The 20,284-nt window shown below is 66.0% G+C and carries 22 protein-coding genes; 10 read left to right on the top strand and 12 right to left on the bottom strand.

Annotation, left to right across the window (positions count from 1 at the left end; translation table 11 throughout):
* The first annotated feature begins 91 nt into the window (after window positions 1–91).
* A complete protein-coding gene (locus tag ACS8YF_RS15230; protein WP_440850998.1) occupies window positions 92–586 on the top strand; it encodes a pilin in 495 nt (164 codons plus the stop codon).
* A 102-nt stretch (window positions 587–688) separates the two neighbouring features.
* Here the strand turns inward: ACS8YF_RS15230 and ACS8YF_RS15235 are convergent, their stop codons facing one another.
* Entirely contained in the window at window positions 689–1,105 is a 417-nt protein-coding gene (locus tag ACS8YF_RS15235) for an RNA-binding S4 domain-containing protein (protein WP_440850999.1), read from the bottom strand.
* Window positions 1,106–1,143: 38 nt separating this feature from the next.
* Here ACS8YF_RS15235 and ACS8YF_RS15240 point away from each other — a divergent pair, with 38 nt between their 5' ends.
* Both ACS8YF_RS15240 and ACS8YF_RS15245 read left to right on the top strand, forming a co-directional pair.
* Window positions 1,144–1,425: a DUF3634 family protein gene (locus ACS8YF_RS15240; RefSeq protein ID WP_440851000.1), complete on the top strand. Its 282-nt coding sequence runs from the start codon at window positions 1,144–1,146 to the stop codon at window positions 1,423–1,425.
* Between the two features lie 99 nt (window positions 1,426–1,524).
* The gene (locus ACS8YF_RS15245; RefSeq protein WP_440851001.1) at window positions 1,525–2,196 is read left to right on the top strand and encodes a glutathione S-transferase; all 672 of its coding nucleotides are present in this window, start codon (window positions 1,525–1,527) and stop codon (window positions 2,194–2,196) included.
* 56 nt (window positions 2,197–2,252) lie between these two features.
* Here ACS8YF_RS15245 and ACS8YF_RS15250 read toward each other — a convergent pair whose 3' ends face one another.
* The 6 genes from ACS8YF_RS15250 to hemB all read right to left on the bottom strand — a co-directional run bounded on the left by ACS8YF_RS15250 (window position 2,253) and on the right by hemB (window position 7,148).
* On the bottom strand, window positions 2,253–2,822 hold the full coding sequence (locus tag ACS8YF_RS15250) for a hypothetical protein (RefSeq protein ID WP_440851002.1): 570 nt from the start codon (window positions 2,820–2,822) through the stop codon (window positions 2,253–2,255).
* A gap of 120 nt (window positions 2,823–2,942) precedes the next feature.
* A complete protein-coding gene (gene nfi, locus ACS8YF_RS15255) occupies window positions 2,943–3,596 on the bottom strand; it encodes a deoxyribonuclease V (protein WP_440851020.1) in 654 nt (217 codons plus the stop codon).
* 52 nt (window positions 3,597–3,648) lie between these two features.
* A complete protein-coding gene (mntR, locus tag ACS8YF_RS15260) occupies window positions 3,649–4,134 on the bottom strand; it encodes a manganese-binding transcriptional regulator MntR (RefSeq protein WP_440851003.1) in 486 nt (161 codons plus the stop codon).
* 20 nt (window positions 4,135–4,154) lie between these two features.
* Entirely contained in the window at window positions 4,155–4,994 is an 840-nt protein-coding gene (gene aroE / locus ACS8YF_RS15265; protein WP_440851004.1) for a shikimate dehydrogenase, read from the bottom strand.
* 65 nt (window positions 4,995–5,059) lie between these two features.
* Window positions 5,060–6,139 (bottom strand): lipopolysaccharide heptosyltransferase II, encoded by a 1,080-nt coding sequence (gene waaF / locus ACS8YF_RS15270; protein ID WP_440851005.1) that lies wholly within the window; start codon window positions 6,137–6,139, stop codon window positions 5,060–5,062.
* Between the two features lie 7 nt (window positions 6,140–6,146).
* Window positions 6,147–7,148: a porphobilinogen synthase gene (gene hemB / locus ACS8YF_RS15275; RefSeq protein WP_440851006.1), complete on the bottom strand. Its 1,002-nt coding sequence runs from the start codon at window positions 7,146–7,148 to the stop codon at window positions 6,147–6,149.
* A 358-nt stretch (window positions 7,149–7,506) separates the two neighbouring features.
* On the opposite strand from hemB, the gene ACS8YF_RS15280 reads away from it, so the two are divergent.
* Both ACS8YF_RS15280 and ACS8YF_RS15285 read left to right on the top strand, forming a co-directional pair.
* On the top strand, window positions 7,507–8,073 hold the full coding sequence (locus ACS8YF_RS15280; protein ID WP_440851007.1) for a sigma-70 family RNA polymerase sigma factor: 567 nt from the start codon (window positions 7,507–7,509) through the stop codon (window positions 8,071–8,073).
* Entirely contained in the window at window positions 8,070–8,822 is a 753-nt protein-coding gene (locus ACS8YF_RS15285) for an anti-sigma factor (RefSeq protein ID WP_440851008.1), read from the top strand. The genes ACS8YF_RS15280 and ACS8YF_RS15285 overlap by 4 nt, the downstream gene beginning before the upstream one ends.
* A 5-nt stretch (window positions 8,823–8,827) precedes the next feature.
* On the opposite strand, the gene ACS8YF_RS15290 is transcribed toward ACS8YF_RS15285, so the two are convergent.
* Together ACS8YF_RS15290 and ACS8YF_RS15295 are read right to left on the bottom strand one after the other, a co-directional pair.
* The gene (locus ACS8YF_RS15290) at window positions 8,828–9,679 is read right to left on the bottom strand and encodes a DUF547 domain-containing protein (protein WP_440851009.1); all 852 of its coding nucleotides are present in this window, start codon (window positions 9,677–9,679) and stop codon (window positions 8,828–8,830) included.
* A gap of 172 nt (window positions 9,680–9,851) precedes the next feature.
* On the bottom strand, window positions 9,852–10,826 hold the full coding sequence (locus ACS8YF_RS15295; RefSeq protein ID WP_440851010.1) for a malate dehydrogenase: 975 nt from the start codon (window positions 10,824–10,826) through the stop codon (window positions 9,852–9,854).
* A 237-nt stretch (window positions 10,827–11,063) separates the two neighbouring features.
* On the opposite strand from ACS8YF_RS15295, the gene ACS8YF_RS15300 reads away from it, so the two are divergent.
* From ACS8YF_RS15300 to ACS8YF_RS15315, 4 genes are read left to right on the top strand one after another with little or no spacing between them, the layout of a single operon-like run.
* Window positions 11,064–12,320 (top strand): NAD(P)/FAD-dependent oxidoreductase, encoded by a 1,257-nt coding sequence (locus ACS8YF_RS15300; RefSeq protein ID WP_440851011.1) that lies wholly within the window; start codon window positions 11,064–11,066, stop codon window positions 12,318–12,320.
* A complete protein-coding gene (locus ACS8YF_RS15305; protein ID WP_440851012.1) occupies window positions 12,317–13,081 on the top strand; it encodes a DUF1365 domain-containing protein in 765 nt (254 codons plus the stop codon). Before ACS8YF_RS15300 ends, ACS8YF_RS15305 begins: the two co-directional genes overlap by 4 nt.
* Window positions 13,082–13,091: 10 nt before the next feature.
* Window positions 13,092–14,312, top strand: a complete 1,221-nt coding sequence (locus tag ACS8YF_RS15310; RefSeq protein WP_440851013.1) for a class I SAM-dependent methyltransferase — start codon at window positions 13,092–13,094, stop codon at window positions 14,310–14,312.
* Entirely contained in the window at window positions 14,309–15,667 is a 1,359-nt protein-coding gene (locus ACS8YF_RS15315) for an MFS transporter (protein ID WP_440851014.1), read from the top strand. Before ACS8YF_RS15310 ends, ACS8YF_RS15315 begins: the two co-directional genes overlap by 4 nt.
* Here ACS8YF_RS15315 and ACS8YF_RS15320 read toward each other — a convergent pair.
* The 3 genes from ACS8YF_RS15320 to hemE are packed head-to-tail and all read right to left on the bottom strand — an operon-like array spanning window position 15,631 to window position 18,360.
* Window positions 15,631–16,380 (bottom strand): SDR family NAD(P)-dependent oxidoreductase, encoded by a 750-nt coding sequence (locus ACS8YF_RS15320; protein ID WP_440851015.1) that lies wholly within the window; start codon window positions 16,378–16,380, stop codon window positions 15,631–15,633. The two genes, ACS8YF_RS15315 and ACS8YF_RS15320, sit on opposite strands and share 37 nt — an antisense overlap.
* Window positions 16,373–17,317, bottom strand: coding sequence for an acyltransferase (locus tag ACS8YF_RS15325; RefSeq protein WP_440851016.1), 945 nt, complete (start codon window positions 17,315–17,317; stop codon window positions 16,373–16,375). The genes ACS8YF_RS15320 and ACS8YF_RS15325 overlap by 8 nt, the downstream gene beginning before the upstream one ends.
* The gene (gene hemE / locus ACS8YF_RS15330; protein WP_440851017.1) at window positions 17,317–18,360 is read right to left on the bottom strand and encodes a uroporphyrinogen decarboxylase; all 1,044 of its coding nucleotides are present in this window, start codon (window positions 18,358–18,360) and stop codon (window positions 17,317–17,319) included. The genes ACS8YF_RS15325 and hemE overlap by 1 nt, the downstream gene beginning before the upstream one ends.
* Before the next feature lie 300 nt (window positions 18,361–18,660).
* Between hemE and ACS8YF_RS15335 the strand changes: the two genes are divergently transcribed.
* A complete protein-coding gene (locus ACS8YF_RS15335; protein WP_440851018.1) occupies window positions 18,661–20,088 on the top strand; it encodes a carbohydrate porin in 1,428 nt (475 codons plus the stop codon).
* Window positions 20,089–20,284: the final 196 nt, after the last annotated feature.

Raw genomic sequence — 20,284 nt, forward strand, 5'->3', positions numbered from 1 at the left:
CGCCCGCGACCGCGTCGCCGTCCCGGTTTTGACAGCGTGTGCAACAGCCGGCACAAGTACCGTCTTGGGGCAATTGGATACGGGGCAGACTATGCAGGACGCATCGGCCGACCGGCGGGGCCAGACCGGCTTCACGCTGATCGAGCTCATGATCGTGGTGGCGATCATCGGCGTGCTGGCGTCCATTGCGCTGCCTTTGTATCGCCATTACGAAACACGGGCCAAAATCACCGAGGGGCTGGTGCTCGCCCAGCCGCTCAAGCATGCCGTGGCCGAGTACTACAGCATACATGGTCAGCTGCCCAAAAGCGGTTCCTGGAATGGCGTACTGGCGGAGCTGAACATGCCGAGCGGCACGGACGGCGCCGCAAGCGGGCGCTACGTCAAGCGGATCTGGTGGCACAACAACCCGGACGCGCCCGGCATTTACATTCGATATGCCGGCGGCGCGATCGACGACAAGGTCGTCTATCTGACCGCCGACTTCGGTTCGGGCACCATCACCTGGCGCTGCACGGCGCCATCGGAGCACGATAGCGTGAATGCGGGTGTCCCGGCCGATGACCTGCCGGCGAGCTGTCGCTGATGCCGGACGTGGCCCGATACGCGCTACCGCGACCGACGGATCGGGCAGGCCGCCTGGCAATCGGGCGCCACGGTTTCCCGGCGGCCCGGCCTGCGCCGGGCCTCAATCGCCGTGCTTGAAGCGCCGCAGCTCGCGGCGTTGTTTCTTGTCCGGGCGGGCGGTGGGGCGCGGCATGGAAATACGCGCCGCCCGACGCTCGGCGGCGCGCTCGGCGCGGCGTTCGCGGCTGGCTTCGGTTTCGGTGTACAGGGCCTCGGCCTGGTTCGCCGGGCCGCGCTTGTCCGACACGTCGGCGACCTCGACTTCGAAGACCACCTCGCCCTTGGTCACCCGCAATCGATGCCCGGGGCGGAGCGTCGCGCTGGGCTTGGCCTTGTGGCCGTTGACCTCGATCTTCCCGCCCTTGACCGCGGTCGAGGCCAGGCTGCGGGTCTTGAAGAACCGCGCCGCCCACAGCCACTTGTCGACCCGTACCGCGGGTCCGGCGGACGATTCAGACTTGCGTGATGCTTGGCTCATGTCGAGACTTTGACAGGCCATGACCCTGAGGCCAAGACGTGCTCGACCGATTTCGCATCAATTACCGACTCGCCGTTGAACCGGGTGGCCGTGTGACCACCCGCATCGGGCGACCGCCCGCCGGTTTCGTTGCCGCGGTGGCCGATATCGTGCGGTTGCACGGTATCGATCGCGGCACGATCGAATGCAGGGGCCGCGGGGCCTCGGCAAGACTGCGTTTCGGTGGTGGGTTCCCCGAGCGCGGACGGCAGGCGATCCGCAATGTCTGGCAGCCGCCGGCCGGCCCGGGGCCCGGCGGCGGAAGCCGCGCCGTCGGCTGACGAGGTCGCCGCGTCGGCTGACGAGGTCGCCGCGTCGGCTGACGAGGTCGCCGCGTCGGGTTATGGTCGAGGTCATCATTGTCATCATCAAAGCCGGCCATGATCACGGTTCACCATCTCGAAGATTCGCGTTCGCAGCGTGTGCTCTGGCTGCTCGAAGAGCTGGAGATCGCGTATCAGGTCGAACGTTACGCGCGTGACCCGAAAACGCAGCTCGCCCCCGATGCGCTCAAGCGTGTTCACCCGCTCGGCAAAGCGCCGGTGATCACGGACGGGCGCCGCGCCGTGGCCGAGACCGGCCTGATCATCGACTACATCGTACGCGAGCACGGCGGCGGTCAGCTCGCGCCGGCGCCGGACAGCGAGGACCACCTGCGCTATCGGTACTGGTTGCATTACGCCGAGGGATCGCTGATGCCGCCGCTGCTATTGCAATGGGTCTTCGACACCGTCGAGAAAAACACGCCCCTGCCGGCACGGCCGTTCGCTCGCGCGATCTGCGGACAGGTCAAAAAGCAGTTCATCCGGCCGCAGCGGCTGCTGCATTTCGATTATCTGGAAAACGAATTGCGCAGTCATGAGTGGTTCGTGGGCGAGCGCTTCGGCGCCGCCGATATCATGCTGAGCTTTCCCATCGAGGCTGGCGTGGCGCGCGGCGGCATCGGCGAACGGTGCCCGAAGCTGCGCGAGTTTGTCGAACGCATTCATGCCCGGCCGGCCTACCAGCGGGCCCTGGAACGGGGCGGGCCGTACGCTTTTGCGCATTACTGAACCAAAAAAGCCCGGCCTTGGCCGGGCCGGGCTTTGACGGGCGTTGGCCAGTCGACTTAGCCGCCGTTGTTGGAACCGGCCGACGACCGCTGCTGCTGCTGAAGCTTGCCGCGCACGCTCTTCATCTCGGAGATGAGCTGAGGCGTCTTCGGGTTCTGCTTCTTCATGGCCGCGATGGTGTCGTTTTCGAGCTTCTGGCCCGATTTCTTGATATCCGGCTGCGACAGCGCCGCATTGCGCGCCTTGACCATCTTCTGACGCTCGTTCTGGAAGTTCTGCATGACCTGCTTGCGCTGCTTGTCATTCAGCTTGCCGGACTGCAGCTTCTTGGCCATCGACTGCATGCGCTTCTGGCCCGACTTGATGTCGTAGCCCTGCTTTTTGATGGCGCCCTTGACCTGGCTCTGGAACTGCTGCTGTTCCTTGGCCAGTTGCGGGTTGTTCTTGATGGTCTTGTCGTGGATCTGCTTGAGCTGCTGGGCGTCCGAGCGGTACGTCTTCATCAGCTGCTGGGTCTTGTTCTGGCCGCTGTTGCTCTGGCTGCCACTATCCGCGGCGACCGCCATGCCGGTGAACGACAGCGCGGCAATTGCCAGTGCGCCGAGGATGCAAACACGTTTGATCATAGAAAAACCTGTAGGTATGGAATTGACCGAATCGGCTGTGACCGCGCAAAAGCATAACAGTTGCATTAAAACGGCCAAAAATTTGCGGCGAGCCGGTCTGGGCGGTACTCGCGCGCGTCGTCAACGACGGGAAGCAAGCCGATCGGCGGCCCGCGTCGTCTCCGGCAGGCGATAACGCGTCAGCGTTCGTGCTGTCCACTCGATCGCCGTGCCGAGATCAATACGATGCCCGGGCGATGTGAAGATCGGCTTAACGCCGACCCGCGAGCGCAGCACGGCGCCAATGGTTTCATCACCATCGGTGAGCGCGGTCCAGGCCAGGCGTTGTTCGGGCACGGCGTCGTGGGTGCCGGTGAGGCGTTTCTTGGCCACGCCGATGGTCGGCAGGCCGCTGACCAGGCCCAGATGGGTGGCCACACCCAGCCGCCTGGGGTGGGCGATGCCGTGGCCGTCCACCATCAGCAGGTCCGGCAGGATCGAGAGTTGTTCCAGCGCATCGAGTGCGGCCGGGATCTCGCGGAACGACAACAGGCCCGGAATGTAGGGCATGCGGGTCGGGCGGCGCACCAGCGCCTGCGCGACCACGCCCAGGTCGGCCGCATCGAGCACCACCACTGCGGCGCGCGTGGTGGCGCCGCGATCCTCGAAGCCGATATCCACGCCGGCCACGGTCTGTATATCGCGCGGCAGCGAATTACGGGTGTCCACATATGGGGCGATCGCATCCTGAATGGCGCGCCCGGCGCGTGCCTCGCGCGGCCAGTCATGCTCGATCCGCCGGCGGCCGTCCGCGGTCTCGGTCTGGCGGACGGTCGGGGCCGGCGGCTCAGCCGGGCTCACGGTGATCCGCGAATCGGCGCATGATCTCCATGGTTTCGTCCGAGATGTGATGCTCCACGCCCTCGGCGTCCTGGCGCGCCGTGTCTTCGGACACGCCCAGCGCGCGCAGAAACCGCAGCACCACGATATGCCGCTCGCGCGACACGCGCGCCATATCGTGGCCGGCTTCGGTGAGAAAGATCGAGCGATAGGGCTGGCTGGTGACCAGCCCGGCTTCCGTCATCCGCCGGATCATCTTGCCGACCGTGGCCTGGGTCACGCCCATGCGCTGGGCCAGTTCGACCGCACGTGCTTCGCCCTTGGCGTCGATCAGGTCGGCGATCAGTTCGACGTAGTCCTCGATCAGCTCGGTTTCGTGCGCCTTGCGCACGGTGCTGTATTGCCGCGCATGGATCTGCGGGTCGAGCAGTTCGCCCGAGGTATCGTCGCGCAGGACGTGATCGAGCTCTTGGGCCGAGGACCGTGCGTTCATAGTCGCGTCATTATAGCGGTTCAGCCGGGCCGGCGTGTGGCGCCGCGCAGCGCTGCGATAACCGGTACGGTCGCCGGCCGGATGCCGCGCCAGAGCGCGAACGATTCGGCCGCCTGCTCCACCAGCATGCCGAAACCGTCGCGCCCGGCCGTCACGCCGTGTTCGGCCGCCCAGCGCAGGAACGGCGTGGGCGCATCGGCATAGATCAGATCGTAGACCGCGCCGGCGCGGGCCAGCACGCGCGCGTCGATCACCGGCATCCGACCCTCGGTCAGGCCGGCGGAAATGGCGTTGATCACCAGGTCGGCATCGGCGGGGGCCGCGTCGAGCGCACAGGCCGACACCGCGCCCATGTCCGCGCAGGCATCGGCGATCGCGCGCGCCTTGTCGGCACTGCGATTGGCGATCGTGATGCGGGCCGCGCCGGCCGCCAGCAGATTCGGCACCACGCCGCGCACCGCGCCGCCGGCACCGAGAATCAGCAGGCGGCGTCCCGCGATCGCCACGCCCAGGTTGTCGACCAGATCGGCGACCAGGCCGGCGCCGTCGGTGTTGTCGCCCACCAGCCCCTCGGCGCTGGCCATCAGCGTATTCACCGCGCCGGCCCGGCGGGCGCGTTCGGTCAACCGGTCCGCCAGTTCGGCGGCGGCCGTTTTGAACGGCAGGGTGACGTTCAGCCCGGCGCCGCCGGCGGCGAAGAATTCGCCCGCGACCCGTTCGAAGCCGTCGATGGGGGCCGGCAGCCGGGTGTAGTCCATGGTCTGCGCGCACTGTTCGGCGAACAGGCGATGGATGTCCGGCGACCGGCTGTGTTCGACCGGGTGGCCGATGACGGCATAGCGATCAGGGGCTGGTGACATGAAACGAACGCTCGCGGCGGATAGGGGCGCTTATCGTGACCAAGCCGTCCGACGGGCGCAAACGTTCAGGCGGCGTCGCCGCAGGCGCGGTAATGCGCGATCGCGTGCAGCGAGGCGATGGTGGCTGCGCCCGGATCGGTACAAGCGGTGAAGACATCGCGTACCGGCAGGTCTTCCATGCAGGCGTGATGGCCGAGCGGGCACTGGCGCCGGCGACACGGCGAGCACTCCATGCCGCGCCACAGACGCTGGGAGGCGGGCGCCAGCGGTGGGGCATAGTCGGGGTCGGTCGAGCCGTACAGGCCAATCACGCTGGGCGCGGCGGCCGAGGCCAGATGCATGACGCCGGTATCGTTGCCGACGAACTGGGTGGTGAGCGCAGCCAGATCGACGATATCGACCAGGCGCGTGCGCTCGGCCAGGTTCACGCCGTGTTTCGGGGCGGCTGCGGCGATCGCGGCGGCCACCTCGCGATCGGCGGCGCTGCCGAAGATCCAGCAGGCCTGGCCGGCCGCATCCAGACGCGCGGCCAGCGCGGCATAGTGCCGTGTCGGCCAGGCCTTGGCGCCGCCGTAGGCCGCGCCCGGCGCGAAGCCGACCGCCGGCCGGGCCAGGTCGAGGCCCAGCGCGGCGATCAATGCGTCCTGGCGTGCGGCATCAACGCTCAGACGCGGCCAGTGCATCGGGCCGAGCGCGTCGCCTTCGCCCGCGGTACCCAGCAGGGCGTAGTGCTGGGCCTTGAGTGGATAGCGCGTCTTGTCGAGGGTACGCAGGTCGTTGATCAGGCCCGGACGCAGTTCGCCGCGATAGCCGGTGCGCAGGGCAATCCCGGCCAGCCAGGGCACCAGTGCGGCCTTGGCGCTGCGCTGGGGGACGATGGCCTGGTGGTAGCCGCGCTCGCGCAGTTCCCGCGCCGCCGTGCGCCGCCGGGACCAGGCGAGCTTGCCGTGTGCGATGTTCATGATCACGGCGTCGTCCACTTCGGGCATGCGCGCGACGAGCCGGGCGGTTGCCGCGGGCGCGAGCACGTCGATGGTCGCCGCGGGCAGCCGCGCGCGCAGCGCCATGAACAGGCTCTGCGCCATCACCATGTCGCCGATCCAGGCCGGGCCGACGATCAGAATGCGCTCGGGCTGCGGGGGCATCGGGGTTTCAGTCGGCAAGCCAGCGTGCGGCGTCCTTGGCGAAATAGGTGAGTACGCCGTCGCAGCCGGCGCGCTTGAAGCCCATCAGGCATTCCAGCACGGCGGCGCGCTCGTCCAGCCAGCCGTTGTTGATGGCGGCCTTGAGCATCGCGTATTCGCCGGAGACATGGTAGGCGAAGGTTGGTACGCCGAAGGTGTCCTTCACGCGATGAATGATGTCCAGGTACGGCATGCCCGGTTTGACCATGACCATGTCCGCGCCCTCGGCGAGATCCAGCGCCACCTCGCGCAGGGCCTCGTCGGTATTGGCGGGGTCGATCTGGTAGGTGCGCTTGTCGGCCTTGCCGAGGCTGGCGGCCGAGCCGAGTGCCTCACGGAACGGGTTGTAGTAGGCCGAGGCGAATTTGGCCGCATACGACATGATGACCGTGTTGATGTGGCCATCGGCTTCGAGCGCGGTGCGCATGGCGGCGATGCGGCCATCCATCATGTCGGACGGCGAGACGATGTCCACGCCGGCCTCGGCGTGCGCACGCATCTGCTCGACCAGGATGCCGATGGTCGGATCGTTGATCACATAGCCGTCGTCGTCGATCACGCCGTCCTGGCCGTGACTGGTGTACGGGTCGAGTGCGACATCGGTCATCACCCCGAGCTGCGGGAATTCCGTCTTGATGGCGCGAATGGCCTGGGGGATCAGCCCGTCGGGGTTGGCTGCCTCGGCCGCATCCGGGGTTTTCTTCGCCGGATCGATGACCGGGAACAACACCATCGCCGCAATACCCAGCTCCGCGGCCTCGCCCGCCTCGCGCAGCAGCCCGTCGAGGGTATGACGGCGTACGCCCGGCATGGCAGCGACGTCCACCGCCTCGCCCTCGGTGACGAATACCGGATAGATCAGATCGTCGACCGACAGGTGGTTTTCGCGCGCCAGGCGGCGGGTGAAGTCGCGGGCACGCCCACGGCGCAGGCGGGTCGCGGGGAAGGAACCGGGGAAGGTATGCGGCATGACGGAGCCTCGAGGCGTGCAAAGTTGGCGCCGACGATAGAACCGGGCGCACGGCGATTCAACTCGGATCAACCCGGACGGGGTCGATCGGGCCGGCGCAGGGCGGGAAAACAGGCGCGATACCGGGGATCGCGCCGCACGGGCCGGCGCGCCGCGCGCCTCGGCGCGACGGCCGCTCGGTCACGTGCTCAGTCCGGCGCCGCAGGGGACGGCCCTCAGTGGCCATTGTGCGGCGAGACGGTCACAATTGAGTTGTGCGGCATAAGCCGTCAGACTGGCTCCATCGATGGGGGATCGTGGTAGGCGATGGCAACCCGATATTTGGTTACACTGCGCCTGGCGGGTGCAGGGCGGCAGGATGGCTGAGCGCGAACAGCTGGCCGAATGGCTCGCGGCGACGGCGCGTGGCGACGAGCAGGCGTTCAAACGCCTGTATACGGCGACCTCGCCGCAACTCTATGCGCTGTTGCTGCGTATTCTACGCAGCCCGGAACGGGCACAGGATGCTTTGCAGGATGCGTACGTGCGCATCTGGCAGAAAGCCGATACCTACGCGCCGGAGCGTGGCGCGCCCTTGACCTGGCTGTTGTCGATCGCGCGCTATCGTGCGCTGGACATGCTGCGGCGGCGACGCCCCGAAGTCGCCATGCCGGAAGAGCCGGACCGGGTCGCCACGCTTCTGGAGGATGAACAGAGCTTGTCCCCCGCACAGGAAAACGAAAATCAGCAGTCACTGGCTGCGATCAACGCCTGTCTGGGCCAGTTGTCCGACGAGCAGCGCGAAAGCGTGCTCCTCGCCTACTATGAGGGGCTGACGCATCAGGAGCTTGCCGAGCGCATGGACGCGCCGCTGGGCACGGTCAAGAGCTGGATTCGACGCGGCCTGCTGCGTCTGCGCGATTGTCTGGCGGGGGGTGCGGCATGACGACGCCCCAACACGACGAGCTGGATCTGATGGCGGCCGAGTATGTGCTCGGCACGCTGGAGCCTGAACATGCCCGAGCCTTCCAGCAGCGCCTGGTGGACGATGCCGCGGCCCGCGCGCGCCTCGCCTTCTGGGAGGATCGCCTGGCGCAGCTGGGTCTCGATCTCGACCCGGTCGCACCGCCCGCCGAGGTCTGGGCCCGGGTAGAGCGGGCCACCGGCCTGTCCCGCCGGGGCCCAGCCGCGGCGCGCACGGGTGTTGCGCCCGCCGCCGCGGCCAACGATAGCCGCGTTGTACGTCGCTGGAGGCGTCTGGCGCTGGCCGCGTCGGTGGCCGCACTCGCGCTGGCCGGTCTGTCGGTCTACCAACTGCCGGTCTGGCACGGCGGCAGCGAGAGCGCACCGAAGTACGCCAGTGTCATCTATGACAAGCCGACCGGCATGAGCTGGCTGGTCACGTCCTCCGACAATGGCCGCAAGCTGTCCGTGCAGGCCATGGGCGATTTCAGTGTGCCTTCGGGCAAGATGCTGCGCATGTGGATCAAGGCAGCCAATGGCCGGCCGCACCTGGTGGGCCGATTGCCGCACACCCGCGGCCATTACACCATGACGCTGTCACCCCGGGTGGCCGACGCACTCGGCGATCACAGCGAGATCATGGTGTCAATGGAGGACACCTCACGCGCGGGCACGACCACGCCGGGCGGCAAGCTGATGTGGGTCTCGCCGCTGGCGCATCGCACGGGCTGACGGGATCAATGGTCGTGGGCTGGCTTGGCCGTGACGTTGGCTTCGGAATTCAGTGACCAGTCGAAGTCGTAGCCGGCGATGTGCCGGTCGGCTTCCAGATGTACGGAGAGCTGCGGCGCGGCATATCGGCGAATGTGGTTGATCACGCCGCGCTTGTCGCCGCCGAAGTCGGCCTTGTACCAGTCGTAGATTTTCGAGATCTTCAGCCCGCCGTCGTGATCGAAGCGCACGCCCTCGGGTGAATTGACATAGTCCTCCGCGTTCTCGTAAAGCGCCGCGTACACGTTGCTGCCGGTGTAGGCGGTCTGGCGCAGGCTGGCACAGGATATCGCGCCACAGCTCAGGCCATAGAGCGTCAGTCCGTCGGTCCATATCGGGCGGAGGATGCGACGGCTGATGTCGTTGAGCGTCAGCTTCTGGCCCGCCACCTTGAGCACTTTCTTCTGCCACGGGCCGTGGTGCAGCAGGCTGCCGATGTCACGGACCGACTTGATCGGGTAGTGCTGGAGGATCAGGTCGATGGTCTCCGCGTTGTACAGATTGAGCCAGTAAGCGCGCTGGACGTGGCGGTTGTAGTGGTCGATATCGACGTTTTCCAGGGTTTGGATGTAGTGCTCGAGCTTGTGCCGATCGGCGCTGGAGACATCGCCGTAGCGCACGCCGTTCGGCCCGTCCCGGTGAACCACCACGTACTTCTTCAGAAACGCGTCATAGGCGCCGTTGTCGATCGTGGCCGTCGATTGGCTGTCGTGGGCTTGCCAGCGGGCCCACAGTTTGGCCTTCGATTCGGACTGGGCCTGCGCGGCAGCGCTGACGAGGCCGAGGCCGAGCGTAAGAATCCAGACTAGGCGGCGCATGAACGTCTCCGGTTGTTTCGGGCGGTGTGCGGGGCGCGCACCGGTGGCCACTCAGATTAGCCGCGCGGGCGACGCCTTACAAATCGCATGCCCCGAGTGCCAAGGTTTTGATATGGAAAATAAAAAAAGCCGGCACGAGGCCGGCTTCGTCAACTATCGGGCGGGCTCGGCGCTACAGCAGATGCGCGACCGCTTCGCGCTCGCTGCGCAACTCGTCCTCGGTAGCCTGCATGCGCTGGCGGGCGAAATCGTTGATCGCCAGATCCTGGACGATCTTGAACTCGCCGTTGGCGCAGGTCACCGGGAACGAATACATGATGCCCGGCTCGATGCCGTAGCTGCCATCAGCCGGAATGCCCATGCTCACGATCTGGCCGTCGGTGCCGGCCACCCAGTTGCGCATGTGATCGATTGCCGCGCTGGCCGCCGAGGCGGCACTGGACGCACCACGCGCTTCAATGATCGCCGCGCCGCGCTTCTGCACGGTCGGGATGAAGTCATTCTCGTACCAGGCCTGGTCGACCAGATCGAGCGCGGGCTTGCCCTTGACCGTGGCATGCGACAGGTCCGGGAACTGGGTGGAGCTGTGGTTGCCCCACACCATCATGCCCTCGATGTCCGTGACCAGGCTGCCGGTCTTCTGGGCCAACTGGGACAATGACCGGTTGTGGTCCAGTCGCATCATCGCCGTGAACTGATTATTGTCCAGATCCGGCGCATTGTTGGCGGCGATCAGCGCGTTGGTGTTGGCCGGGTTGCCGACCACCAGCACCTTGACGTCCTTCGAGGCATGATCGTTCAGGGCCTTGCCCTGCACCGAAAAGATATCGCCGTTGGCCTTGAGCAGATCCGAACGTTCCATGCCCTTGCCGCGCGGCCGCGAGCCCACCAGCAGTGCATAGTCCACGCCGGCGAAGGCTTCTTCCGGCTTGTCGGTGCCGTGGATTTCGGTGACCAGCGGGAAGGCGCAGTCGTTGAGTTCCATGATCACGCCCTTGAGCGCATCCATGGCCGGCGGAATTTCCAGCAGCTGCAGGATGATCGGCTGGTCGTGTCCGAGCATCTCGCCGGTGGCGATGCGAAAGATCAGTGAATAGCTGATCTGGCCGGCGCCCCCGGTTACGGCTACGCGTACGGGATCTTTCATGGCGGCTCCTTGGTTGAACGACGTGTTCGTGTGTACCAATCAGCGGGCCCGGCATCGCGGGGCCGGCCGATGTCATGAACGGCAAGCCGAGGGGCCCGGGAACGGGCTGCGCCTTGCCAATAATGCGCGACAGAGCATAGCCCAAACCCAAAATACCGTCCAAGGAAGAAGCGCTCGACGCCGGCCCGCATCGGCTCGTGGCACTATAAGCACAATTCAACGTTCGGAACGCAGTGGATGCAGACAATCGCAATTATCGGCGGGGGCATAGCGGGTATGGGCGCGGCGTGGCTGCTGCGCGACACCGCCGAGGTGACCCTGTTCGAGGGCGCCGACAAGCTCGGCGGTCATGTCTGCACGATCATGGATGGCGCCCAGCCGGTCGATACCGGCTTCATTGTTGCCAACGATCGCAATTACCCCAGTTTCAATCGTTTTCTCGACGAGCTCGGTGTGCCCACCCAGCCCAGCGACATGTCGTTCGGAGTCTCGATCGGCAACGGGGCGATCGAATGGGCCGGCGACAGCCCGGCCAAGTTGTTCGCGCAACCCGGACTGGCGCGCGATCCCGCGCACTGGCGGATGATCGTCGATATCCTGCGTTTCAACCGCCGCGCCAAGCGCATGCTGGCCGCCGACCGCGTGCCGGATATGGCGCTGGGTGAATTCCTCGACCACCACCGCTTCAGCGAAGCGTTCGCGGCGCGCTATCTGTTGCCGATGGCCGCCGCGATCTGGTCCACACCCACTGCGGAGATCCGTCGATTCCCGCTGGCGGCGTTCCTGCACTTCTTCGACAACCATGGCCTGCTCGATGTCCGGGACCGGCCGCAGTGGCATACGGTCGCCGGCGGCAGTCATGCCTACGTGCACGCGGTGGCCGCCGTGCTCGGCGACCGGGTGCGTTGTGCCACGCCGATCCAGCGCGTCCGACGCCAGGCCGACGGCGTGACGGTGATCACCGAACGCGGGCGCACGCTGCATTTCGACCAGGTCATTTTCGCCTGTCATGCCGACACGACCACGCGGCTGCTGGTCGATGCCGAGCCGCTGGAACGCGCGCTGCTCGGTTCGTTCTCGTTCCAGCCCAACCGTGCGGTGCTGCACAGCGACGCCAGCCTGATGCCCAAACGCCGGCGTGTGTGGTCGTCCTGGAACTATCAGGCCGACCGGGCCGTGATTTCCGACCAGCGCGTGGCGGTGACCTACTGGATGAACCGGCTGCAGTCGATCCGCGGCCCGCGCGAGTATTTCGTCAGCCTCAATCCGCTGGCCGAGCCGGACCCCGCCCGGGTGATCGCCGATATCGGCTATTCGCACCCGGTGTTCGATCGCGCCGCGCTGGCGGCCCAGAAGCGGTTGCACGAAATCCAGGGCAACGGCGGTGTATGGCATGCCGGCGCCTGGTGTGGCTATGGCTTCCACGAGGACGGCCTGGCCGCGGCGACCCGCGTGGCCGGGGCGTTGGGCGCCCGGGCGCCGTGGCCGGGGTGAGCGCGCCGGCACTGTATCGCTGCCGGATCATGCACCGGCGGCCGGGGCCGCCGCGCTACCGGTTCATGTATCGGGCGTTCTTCGTGTTGCTGGATATCGACGCGATCGACGCGGCCTGTGCGGGCTCGCCGCTGATATCGCGCAATCGTTTCAATCTGTTGTCGTTTTACGATGCCGACCACGGTCCGCACGACGGCAGCGATGTGCGCGCCTGGCTCGACGGCGTGCTCGCCGAGCACGGCGTAACGCTCGCCGGGGGGCGCGTGCGGCTGCTCGCCATGCCGCGCGTGCTCGGCTACGGCTTCAATCCGATCAGCCTGTATTACGCCGAGCATGCGGACGGCACGCTGCGCGCGCTCGTCGCCGAGGTGCACAACACCTTCGGTGAGCATCATGTCTATGTGCTGCACGACGACGGCCGGCCGATGGACTGGCGGGCGGCGCGCGACAAGGCCAAGCAATTCCATGTCTCGCCGTTCTTCGATCGCAGCGGCACGTATCGCTTTCACGTCATGGCGCCGGGTGCGCGCGTGGGGCTGGGCATCCGGCTGTACGACGAGGCCGGGGGGCTGCGCATTGCCACGGCGGTGTCGGGTCGGCGACAGCCATTGTCCACGCGCAGCATCGCAATCGCCGCCTGCCGCGTACCTCTGATGACACTCAAGGTCACGGCGGCAATCCATTGGCAGGCGCTCAAGCTCTGGTGGCGTGGGGCGCGGTTCCATACCCGGCCCGAGCCGCGACGACCGAACCGATCGTAAGAACGACAACATGAATTCGACTTCGTACCGCGCGACCGTGGCATACGGTCGCCCCGTGGGCTGGCGCGAGCGCGCCGTGGTCAATCGGCTCGATCGCCTGGTCTGCGGCCGTCTGGATGTGCGGCTGCCCAGCGGCGGCGCGGCGTGCTTCGAGGGCGAGCGCCCGGGGCCAACGGCCACGCTGCATATCCATTCGCCGCGCATGGTCACGCGGTTGTTCAGGGCCGGCTCGATCGGCTTTGCCGAGGGCTATATGGCCGGCGAGTGGGACTGCGATGATCTGCCGGCGCTGATTTATCTGTTGCATCTCAACACGGCGGCACTGGAGCCGGATTTCTCGCGCCTGCAGTGGCTGTACTCGCTGGCTTCGGGGATTCGTCATCGGCTCAACGCCAACAGCCGGTCGGGCTCGCGGCGCAATATTGCCTATCATTACGATCTCGGCAATGAGTTCTACGCCCACTGGCTGGACGAAACCTGGACTTATTCATCGGCGCTGTTCGCGTACCCAGACGAACCGCTGGCGGTGGCCCAGCGACGCAAGTACGACGCGCTGCTCAATCGCCTCGCGCCCGAGCCGGGCGATCATATTCTCGAGATCGGCTGTGGCTGGGGCGGCTTCGCGCGCCATGCCGCGGCCACCCGCGGCGTGCGGGTGACCGGTATCACGCTGTCGGCAGAGCAGCTGCGTTTCGCGCGCGAACAGGCCGACGCCGCCGGTCTGGCCGATCGCATCGATTTTCATCTATGTGACTATCGCGATGTGGTGGGCCGTTACGACCACGTGGTTTCGATCGAGATGTACGAGGCCGTGGGCGAGGCCTACTGGCCGGGCTATTTCAAGGCCATCCACGATGCGCTCCAACCGGGCGGCCGCGCCGCCATCCAGGCGATCACGATCGAAGACGGACGTTTCGACTATTACCGCAAGAACGTGGATTTCATCCAGGAATACATTTTCCCCGGGGGCATGCTGGCCTCGCCGGCGATCTTCGCCGAGCGCGCCGGGGCGGCAGGGCTGGTCGAGCAGAGCCGCGATTTCCATGGCCGCCACTACGCCCGCACGCTCCTGCGCTGGGACCGGGCCGTGGTCGCCGCGGGCGCCGAGATCCGGGCCGGGCGCGGCGAAGCGTTTTATCGCATGTGGCGCTATTATCTGGCCTACTGCGCCGCGGGTTTCACCTCCGGCAATATCGACTTGATGCAGATCGGTTTCCAGCGGCCTCGATGAGCCGCCGCTATCCCGTCTCGCGTCTGGCGCCGTATGGAGGTCTGGGTCTGCCGCTGGCCGCACTCGGCCTACCGCTGACGGTCTTTTTGCCGCCGTTCTATGCGCAGTTGCCCGGGCTCAACACCGGCCTCGTCGGTATCCTCATCTTCGCCGCGCGCCTGTTCGATGTGTTCACCGACCCGGTGATCGGCACCGCGTCGGACCGTACGCCAGCGCGCTTCGGCCGGCGCCGGCCGTATATCCTGGTTGGCACGCCGCTCCTCATGCTGGCGGCCTGGTTCCTGTTCGTGCCGGGCGGGCATGCCGGGGGCGCCTATCTGTTGGTCTGGAGTATGGCGGCCTATTTGGGCTGGACCCTCATTTATCTGCCGTACACCACGATGGGCGCCGAACTTTCGGCCGACTACGATGAGCGCACGCGCATCACGGCCTGGCGCGAGGGGTTTTTCGTGCTGGGCACGATGGTCGCGATCGTGTTGCCGGCCGGGGTGGGGCAACTGGCCGGGGGCGCGGCCGCGGGGCTGGAGGCGATCGCGATCTTCCTGCTGGTTGCGCTGCCGGTGGCGGTGGGTCTGTTTCTCTGGCGGGTGCCGGAGCCGGGCGGGGCGGCTTCCAACGTACCCTGGTCGGATAGCGCGCGGCTGCTGGCGGCGAACCGGCCATTCCGGCGCCTGGTCATCGCCTATCTGTTCAACGGCGCGGCCAACGGGTTGCCGGCCGCGTTGTTTCTGTTTTTCGTGCAGTCGGTGCTCGGTGCCAGCCAGGCGACGGCCGGGATTTTCCTCGCCATCTACTTTCTGTCCGCCGTGGCCGGCCTGCCGGCCTGGTTCTGGATCGGGCGCCACTGGTCCAAGCATCGGCTGTGGTGTGCCTCGATGGCGTTCGTTGCCGGGGTGTTCCTGTTCACGATCACGTTGTCCGCCAACACCTACAGTTATGTGGTCTACACCCTGATCTGCGTTCTCGGCGGCTCCTGTCTCGGTGTGGACCAGGCCACCGCCGCCTCGATCCAGGCCGATGTGATCGACGAGGATACGGCCGCCGGCGGCGATGGCCGCGCCGGGCTGTATTTCGGGCTCTGGGGCATGGCGACCAAGCTCGCTTTTGCGGTGGCCCTCGGCATCGCCTATCCGGCGCTGTGGCTGGTGGGCTTCGCTGCCGGCCAGCCCAACGACGCGACCGCGCTCTGGACGCTGGCCGCGCTTTACGGGCTATTGCCGGTGGTGATCAAGATCGGCGTCATCGTGCTGATGTGGGATTTTCCGCTGGATCGCGCGCGCCATGCCGAACTGCAGCGTACTATCGGCCGACAGGCCAATCAGGCGCCGGTGACCCGGCGGATGATCGGGAAATAGGCCGCGTAGGGCAGGCGCTGGAAAGTCTTCAACAACCAGACCAGCCGGCGCGGGAACGCAATCTCGAAGCGGCCGGCCTCCAGGCCCTGGCGGATGCGTCGGGCCGCATCCGCGGCGCCGATCACGAACGGCATCGGCTGCTTGTTGTCGGCGGTCAGTGGCGTGGTGACATAGCCCGGGCAGATCACGCTCACGGCCACGCCGGAGCCGGCCAGGTCCAGGTGCAGGCTTTCGGCCAGCGCGATCATGGCCGCCTTGGACGCGGCATAGGGGGCCGCGCCCGGCAAGCCGCGATAACCCGCCACGCTCGCGGTCATGGCGATGCGGCCGGCACCGCGCGCCTGCATGGCCGGCAGTACGGCGCCGATGCCGTTGACCGTGCCACCGTAATTCACGGTCATGCGCCGATTCACGTCCTCGGCATCGAAGTGGCGCACATCGAAGTTCGCACCGATGCCGGCATTGAACACGGCCAGATCGATCGGGCCGAGTTCGGTGGTGATGCGCCGCGCCGTGTCCGCGCAGGCCGCGGCGTCGGTGACGTCCAGGGGATAGGCGGTGATCGCCTCGGGGCGTTGGTTGGCCACGGCGGCCAATGCATCGGCGCGGCGCGCCGAGATCGCCACCCGCCAGCCGTGATCGACAAGCTCGATGGCCAGTGCCTCGCCGATGCCAGAGCTGGCGCCGGTGATCCAGGCGATACGTTCAGGCATGACGGTCTCCGGTGGCGAGATCGTGGAAGGCGCGCTGCGGATTTTCGGGGTCCTGGATGGCGGCCACCTCGGCGTCCTTCGCGGCCCAGAGTTCGCCCAGCCAGGTCTTGAAGCGGTCGCGGTATTCCGGGTCGGCGCCGTAGTCGCCGTCGGCGAGTTCGGGCGGGACCGCGAGATAGCGCACGCGTACCGCCACCTCGGGAATCCGGCCGCACAGCACATCCCAGAACTTCGGCTCGGGCGTATCGATGTAGGCGACCGTCATGTCGAGAATGCCGTCGAGCACGTCACGCATGGCATTGACGGCAAAGGCCGTGCCCCCGGCCTTGGGTGGCAGCAGGGTGCGATACGGCGAGTTCGCTGCCGCCCGTTTGGCCGGCGTGGAGCGCGTGCCCTCGGCGTAGTTGACCAGGGAGACCGGCTGCCGCCGAAAGACCTCACAGGCGCGCCGCACCGCGTGCATGTCTTCGTTGCGCAGTTCGGGGTTGCGCTCGATCGCGGCGCGGCTGTGGCGCTTCATGAACGGAAAATCCAGCGCCCAGCAGGCCAGTCCGATCACCGGCAGCCAGCGCAGCTGCTCCTTGATGAAAAAACGTGGAAACGGCAGTTGGGGATCGATCGCCCGGATCAGCAGCATGACATCGGCCCAGCACTGATGATTGGAGATCAGCACATAGCGGCCGCCCGGATCGTCGGCCATCTGCTGCTGGTAGCGCAGGCGCGTGCCGCTGATGCCGAAGATGAGCCCGTTCGATCCGCGCGCCCAGGTCTTGGCGATGCCGAGTACGACATCCGTGGCGCGATCGCGGGCACGCCCGGGCGGCAGCGCGAGCTTGACGATACTGGCCGGCACGAGCGGAACGCCGCCGAGAATCGTCAGCCCGATCAGACCGACGATGATTGCGATACCCCGCACGGGTCCAGCCAGCGCAGCCATTAACGCGTCGAGAACTCGTGTACCGCGTCGACCAGCGCGCCCACATGCGCCGGGTCGACCTGCGGTGTGACGCCGTGGCCGAGGTTGAAAACATGCCCCGGACGGTCGCCGAAGCGATCGAGGATATCGCGCACTTCCGTGCGTATGCGCTCGGGTTCCGCGAACAGGATCGCCGGATCGGCATTGCCCTGTAGCGCGACGCGATCGCCCACGCGTGCTGCTGCGTCGTCGATGTCGATGGTCCAGTCCAGCCCGATCGCCGATGCACCGCTGGCGGCGATGTGCTCCAGCCATGGGCCGCCGCCCTTGGTGAACAGGATCGTCGGCACGTGGCCATCGGGCCCCGGTTCGAGCCCGGCCACGATCTGCGCCATGTAGGCCAGCGAGAACGCCCGGTAGTTCGCCGGCGACAGCACGCCGCCCCAGGTGTCGAAGATCTGCACGGCCTGGGCGCCGGCCGCGATCTGGGCGTTGAGGTAGGCAACGGTCGAGAGCGCCAGCACATCCAGCAGGCGATGCAGGGCGTCCGGCGCGTTGTACATCAGCGCCTTGATATGCTCGTAATTCTTGGACGGGCCGCCCTCGACCATGTACGTCGCCAGCGTCCACGGGCTGCCGGCGAAGCCGATCAGCGGCGTCTTGCCGTCCAGTTCGCGCCGGATCAGCTTGATCGCGGCCGGGACATAACCGAGTTCATCCTCGATGTCCGGAATCACGAGCCGGTCGATGGCGGCGGGCGTGCGGACCGGATGGGCGAAATGTGGCCCTTCGCCGGCCACGAAATGCAGGCCCAGCCCCATTGCCTCGGGAACCGTGAGGATGTCGGAGAACAGGATCGCGCCGTCCAGATCGAAACGGCGCAGCGGTTGCAGCGTGACCTCGCAGGCCAGTTCCGGGTTCTGGCACAGATCGAGAAAGCTGCCGGCCTTCTTGCGCAGCTTGCGGTATTCGGGCAGATAGCGCCCGGCCTGACGCATCAGCCATACCGGCGTGGCGTCCACCGGCTCGCGCCTGAGGGCCCGTAGCAAACGATCGTGGGACATGGGTAGCGTCGGCGGCCGGTAAGTGATGCCCGGATTCTACCGACTGCCGCAGGTTCGGGGATAGCGTGCGCTGCGCGCTTTATGGCTGGCGGCGAACGGGCTGGCGGCTCATGGGGGGGGGCATAAACCACAGCAGAGAACGAAAACCAACGGCGGTCGATTCTGAAACGTTCGAGATATATTACAACCAATCCATTTTCAAACAATGGAAAACCGCGATTGTCCGGGCCTTTCACCACTAAAGTCTATGTCATTTCTGACAAGTGATATGACATGTTTAAAAAGACATACGATGAGTATGTGTGTGTTGAAGATAAACCTAGTGGAGGAGTCATGGGAACAAGGGAGATCCGTAGTCGGGGCGGGTACCGCTTCAAAAGCCCTGAGAGACAGGGACCGCTCATTGCGGGCTGCATGGCAGCGCTGGCATTGGTGTGGGCGATGCCGGTCATGGCGCAGCAAGCCGCGCCATATTCACGCCAAGCCAAAAAACAGCAGAACAGCTTCATGATCCGCTCTACTATGACCGGCGACTGGGGTGGCGTGCGTAGCCGTTTGAAGCACGAAGGCGTCGATTTGCATGCCGGCTACGACGGTGAATACGCGCGCACTTTGTCCGGTGGCATGAGCGGGGGCGGTGACGACGCCTATGCCCAGCAGGTCAGTTTCGGTGCCGGTTTTGATATGGCGAAACTGGCCGGCTGGCGGGGCGCGAGTTTTCACCTGCAACTCAACTATCGACAAGGCCACGATCTGGCGGGTGAATCCATCGGGGGGCGTCATACCTCGGTGCAGGAAGCCTATGGGGCGGGTGAGAATTTTCGGATGGTCGAGCTGAGCTACAGCCAGGTTCTGGCCGGTGGCGCGCTGGAGACCCAGATCGGGTTCTATCCGCTCGGCAACGAATTCGCCCATTTCGCACCGCTGTGCAAGTTTCAGAGTGGAACCGCCTGCGGCCATCTCAAGAACCTGCCGTCATCCAGCGGCTGGAACGACTATCCGACCGGGCAGTGGGGTGGGCGACTGCAGTGGAATATCTCGGACCATGCCTATGCCGAAATCGGCGTGTTCGAGGTCAACCCGACCTATGGCACGTCCAATCACGGCTTCAAGATGGACTTCCAGGGCGCGACCGGCGCCATCATCCCGGTCGAATTCAGCTACAAGACCGATTTCGACAGCGGTACGTTGCCGGGCCGTTACAAGATCGGGGGCTATTACGACACGTCGAATGCGCCTGACGTGGTGCATTCGGCTCAAACCCACAGCAGTCGCTATGGCGGCTACGTATTGGCCAGCCAGATGCTGCTCAGCTTCGATGGCACGTCTACGCGCGGCCTGGAAGTCTTCGGCGGCGCTGGTGTCTCTGATACCAATACGGCGGTGTTCTCGAACACCGAGGTCGCCGGCGTGATCGTGAAGGGACCGCTGGCCGCGCGACCGCATGATTTCATCTCGCTGGGCTATTTCCGTGAAGGGGTGAATCACCGCAAAGTGGGGGCCGAAGAAGCCCTGCGAGCACAGCAGAGCAATCCGCTGCCTGGAATGGCGAATTTCCATGCTTTGCCGGACGGAGTCGAGGCGATGGAAGTCGGTTATGGCCTGCAGGCCACGCCGTGGTTGCGGATTCGGCCGAACGTGCAATACCTGCACAACCCGGGTGCGTTCGTTTACCACCATATTCCGGACAATTGGACCTTCGGTCTCGAGACCAAGATCAAGCTGTAACCGGGTTCAGAAAAAAGAGGCCCGCGATCGATTGTCCGGTCGCGGGCCGTCGTCATTTGAAGGGCGCCTGAGCCTGTGACTAACCGTAAGCGCTCCACAAACCCCATCATTCACAGGCCGCCAGGTTCATGGCTAAATCCTGTGCATGCAGGTTCCACGGCAACAAAGCTTCCAGTTCGTCCACCGTGGTGGCCAT

Origin of the sequence: Salinisphaera sp. SWV1, from assembly GCF_052044155.1 — a bacterium.
In the GTDB taxonomy this organism is placed as follows: Bacteria; Pseudomonadota; Gammaproteobacteria; order Nevskiales; family Salinisphaeraceae; genus Salinisphaera.

Excerpts from the sequence above, each read along its gene's own strand:
- waaF (WP_440851005.1), bottom strand. The coding sequence starts at position 6,139 with ATGCCCCCGCAGCCCGAGCGCATTCTGATCGTCGGCCCGGCCTGGATC.
- ACS8YF_RS15325 (WP_440851016.1), bottom strand. The coding sequence starts at position 17,317 with ATGGCTGCGCTGGCTGGACCCGTGCGGGGTATCGCAATCATCGTCGGT.
- hemB (WP_440851006.1), bottom strand. The coding sequence starts at position 7,148 with ATGCCGCATACCTTCCCCGGTTCCTTCCCCGCGACCCGCCTGCGCCGT.
- ACS8YF_RS15250 (WP_440851002.1), bottom strand. The coding sequence starts at position 2,822 with ATGATCAAACGTGTTTGCATCCTCGGCGCACTGGCAATTGCCGCGCTG.
- ACS8YF_RS15235 (WP_440850999.1), bottom strand. The coding sequence starts at position 1,105 with ATGAGCCAAGCATCACGCAAGTCTGAATCGTCCGCCGGACCCGCGGTA.
- ACS8YF_RS15315 (WP_440851014.1), top strand. The coding sequence starts at position 14,309 with ATGAGCCGCCGCTATCCCGTCTCGCGTCTGGCGCCGTATGGAGGTCTG.
- ACS8YF_RS15300 (WP_440851011.1), top strand. The coding sequence starts at position 11,064 with ATGCAGACAATCGCAATTATCGGCGGGGGCATAGCGGGTATGGGCGCG.
- ACS8YF_RS15290 (WP_440851009.1), bottom strand. The coding sequence starts at position 9,679 with ATGCGCCGCCTAGTCTGGATTCTTACGCTCGGCCTCGGCCTCGTCAGC.
- aroE (WP_440851004.1), bottom strand. The coding sequence starts at position 4,994 with ATGTCACCAGCCCCTGATCGCTATGCCGTCATCGGCCACCCGGTCGAA.
- ACS8YF_RS15310 (WP_440851013.1), top strand. The coding sequence starts at position 13,092 with ATGAATTCGACTTCGTACCGCGCGACCGTGGCATACGGTCGCCCCGTG.
- ACS8YF_RS15320 (WP_440851015.1), bottom strand. The coding sequence starts at position 16,380 with ATGCCTGAACGTATCGCCTGGATCACCGGCGCCAGCTCTGGCATCGGC.
- mntR (WP_440851003.1), bottom strand. The coding sequence starts at position 4,134 with ATGAACGCACGGTCCTCGGCCCAAGAGCTCGATCACGTCCTGCGCGAC.
- ACS8YF_RS15245 (WP_440851001.1), top strand. The coding sequence starts at position 1,525 with ATGATCACGGTTCACCATCTCGAAGATTCGCGTTCGCAGCGTGTGCTC.
- ACS8YF_RS15230 (WP_440850998.1), top strand. The coding sequence starts at position 92 with ATGCAGGACGCATCGGCCGACCGGCGGGGCCAGACCGGCTTCACGCTG.
- ACS8YF_RS15280 (WP_440851007.1), top strand. The coding sequence starts at position 7,507 with ATGGCTGAGCGCGAACAGCTGGCCGAATGGCTCGCGGCGACGGCGCGT.
- hemE (WP_440851017.1), bottom strand. The coding sequence starts at position 18,360 with ATGTCCCACGATCGTTTGCTACGGGCCCTCAGGCGCGAGCCGGTGGAC.
- ACS8YF_RS15285 (WP_440851008.1), top strand. The coding sequence starts at position 8,070 with ATGACGACGCCCCAACACGACGAGCTGGATCTGATGGCGGCCGAGTAT.
- ACS8YF_RS15295 (WP_440851010.1), bottom strand. The coding sequence starts at position 10,826 with ATGAAAGATCCCGTACGCGTAGCCGTAACCGGGGGCGCCGGCCAGATC.